Origin of the sequence: Luteimonas saliphila, assembly GCF_016774335.1 — a bacterium.
Lineage (GTDB): Bacteria > Pseudomonadota > Gammaproteobacteria > Xanthomonadales > Xanthomonadaceae > Luteimonas > Luteimonas saliphila.
Genome location: NZ_JAETWA010000027.1, coordinates 1 through 3,155, shown reverse-complemented (window position 1 = coordinate 3,155; position 3,155 = coordinate 1). Strand labels below are relative to the sequence as shown.

Here is a 3,155-nt window from a genome sequence, read left to right as displayed (position 1 = left end):
CGCCAACCGCACGGTCGACCGCCTGGCCGACATCGTCGGCCAGATCCGCACCGGCAGCGACGCGATCAACTCGGCCGCGTCCGAGATCGCCGCCGGCAACGACGACCTCTCGCGCCGCACCGAACAGCAGGCCGCCTCGCTCGAGGAGACCGCCTCGTCGATGGAGGAACTCACCTCCACCGTGCGCCAGAACGCCGACAACGCCCGCCAGGCCAACCAGCTCGCCATCGGCGCAGTGGACGTGGCCTCGCAGGGCGGCGAGGTGGTCGGCAAGGTCGTCCAGACCATGTCCGCGATCTCCGAGTCGTCCAACCGCATCGCCGACATCATCGGGGTGATCGACGGCATCGCCTTCCAGACCAACATCCTGGCGCTCAACGCCGCGGTCGAAGCCGCGCGTGCGGGCGAGCAGGGCCGCGGCTTCGCGGTCGTGGCCGCGGAAGTGCGGTCGCTGGCCCAGCGTTCGGCCGGCGCGGCCAAGGAGATCAAGACCCTGATCACCGATTCGGCAGACAAGGTCCGCCACGGCAACGACCTGGTCGACCAGGCCGGCCGCACCATGGGCGAGATCGTGACCAGCGTGAAGCGCGTCACCGACATCATCGCCGACATCTCGGCCGCCTCGCAGGAGCAGAGCGCGGGCATCGAGCAGGTCAACCAGGCCATCACCCAGATGGACGAGAGCACCCAGCAGAACGCGGCACTGGTGGAAGAAGCCACCGCGGCGGCGCGCAGCATGGAACAGCAGGCCGGGCAGCTGGTGCAGACGGTCGCGGTGTTCCGGGTGCAGGACGGGCAACCGGCGCGCAGCGTGCGCAGCGAACCGGCCCCGGCGGCGGCGCCGTCGAGCGTGGTCGCCCTGCCCAAGCGTGCGCCGGCGGCTGCGCCGCGTCCCAAGCCTGCCGCGCGCGGCCGCGCCAAGGCGGCCCCCGCGGTCGCCGCCGAAGCCGCGGGCGAGTGGCAGGAGTTCTGATCCCCGGCCGAGCGGTGGATCGCGCGAGGGCGGCACGAGCCGCCCTCGCCTTTTTCGCGACTCTCCCGCCCCTGCCCAACATTTCCGGCGATCGCGGCCGATAACGACGGCAAGCCCGCTACCGCAGCCTGGATCCACCCATGTCGAACCCCCTCTCGCGTATCCGGATCTCCCAAAAGCTCGGCCTGCTCACCCTGCTCGGGGTCCTCGCGGTGCTGGTCGTGATGACCTTCGATCTCATCAATGAACGCAACACCCTGATGGCGGAGAAGGAAGCGGCGACCCGCGACCTGGTGCAATCGGCGGTCAGCTTGGCGGGCCACTACCACGCCCTCGCCGAACGGGGCGAGCTCGGCGAGGACGAGGCCCGCGCCGCGGCGATGGCGGCGGTGAAGACGCTGCGCTTCGGCAACGACGACTACTTCTGGATCAACGACATGCAGCCGCGGATGCTGATGCATCCGTTCAAGCCGGAAATGGACGGGACCGACCTGTCCGGCTTCGCCGACCCCAACGGCGTGCACCTGTTCATGGAGGCCGTGGCGCGGGTCAAGGACGGCGGCGGCGGCTTCATCCATTACGCCTGGCCCAAGCCGGGCGCGGACGCTCCTGTGGCGAAGGTGTCCTACGTGCAGGAATTCGCGCCCTGGGGATGGATCGTCGGTTCGGGCATCTACGTCGACGACGTGCAGGTGGCCGTCTGGGCCTCGCTGCGCGCCGCCCTGGTCAAGCTGGCCGTGGTGCTGGCCCTGCTGGTCGCCGCGTCCTGGATGCTGGCGCGTTCGATCACGCAGCCGATCGGCCGCGCCGTCGACGCCGCCCGCGCCCTGGCGCAGGGTCGGCTGGACGGCGCGCTCGAGGTCCGCGGCAACGATGAAACCGCGCGCCTGCTCGAATCGCTGCAGGGCATCCAGCACGTGCTGCAGCGCTTCTCGGGCGCGCAGGCGGAGATCGCGCGCCAGCACGCCGACGGCGCGATGAGCCACCGCATCCCCGCCGCGGACTTCCCCGGCGCCTACGGCACCATGGCCGAGGGCGTGAACACGCTGGTGCAGTCGCACATCGACACCAATGCGGCCACGATCGAGTTCGTCGGCACCTATGCCCGCGGCGACCTGTCGCGCGACTTCGAGCGCCTGCCGGGCGAGAAGGCGAAGATCACGGCCGCGATCGACGCGGTCAAGCAGTCGATGCTCGACACCAACGCCGAGGTCAAGCGCCTGGTCGACGGCGCGGTCGCCGGCGACTTCACCTTGCGTGGCGACAGCGCGCGCTTCGAGTTCGCCTATCGCGAACTGATCGAGAACCTGAACCTGCTGATGTCCAGCGCCGATGCCGGCCTGGGCGAGATCGGCAGCCTGCTCTCGGCGGTCGCCGAGGGCGACCTGTCGCGGCGCATCGACGCCGGCCTGGCCGGCCGCTTCGCCGAGGTCGCCAGCGACGCCAACCGCACGGTCGACCGCCTGGCCGACATCGTCGGCCAGATCCGCACCGGCAGCGACGCGATCAACTCGGCCGCGTCCGAGATCGCCGCCGGCAACGACGACCTCTCGCGCCGCACCGAACAGCAGGCCGCCTCGCTCGAGGAGACCGCCTCGTCGATGGAGGAACTCACCTCCACCGTGCGCCAGAACGCCGACAACGCCCGCCAGGCCAACCAGCTCGCCATCGGCGCAGTGGACGTGGCCTCGCAGGGCGGCGAGGTGGTCGGCAAGGTCGTCCAGACCATGTCCGCGATCTCCGAGTCGTCCAACCGCATCGCCGACATCATCGGGGTGATCGACGGCATCGCCTTCCAGACCAACATCCTGGCGCTCAACGCCGCGGTCGAAGCCGCGCGTGCGGGCGAGCAGGGCCGCGGCTTCGCGGTCGTGGCCGCGGAAGTGCGGTCGCTGGCCCAGCGTTCGGCCGGCGCGGCCAAGGAGATCAAGACCCTGATCACCGATTCGGCAGACAAGGTCCGCCACGGCAACGACCTGGTCGACCAGGCCGGCCGCACCATGGGCGAGATCGTGACCAGCGTGAAGCGCGTCACCGACATCATCGCCGACATCTCGGCCGCCTCGCAGGAGCAGAGCGCGGGCATCGAGCAGGTCAACCAGGCCATCACCCAGATGGACGAGAGCACCCAGCAGAACGCGGCACTGGTGGAAGAAGCCACCGCGGCGGCGCGCAGCATGGA

The 3,155-nt window shown here is 70.4% G+C and carries 2 protein-coding genes; both read left to right on the top strand.

Features of this window, described 5'->3' with window-relative positions; translation table 11 throughout:
- Positions 1 to 973: methyl-accepting chemotaxis protein (locus JMO03_RS06705; protein ID WP_238345969.1), on the top strand; the 973-nt coding region annotated here is incomplete at its 5' end.
- A 140-nt stretch (positions 974 to 1,113) separates the two neighbouring features.
- The coding region (locus tag JMO03_RS21360) for a methyl-accepting chemotaxis protein (RefSeq protein WP_202841823.1) at positions 1,114 to 3,155 on the top strand (2,042 nt) is incomplete at its 3' end.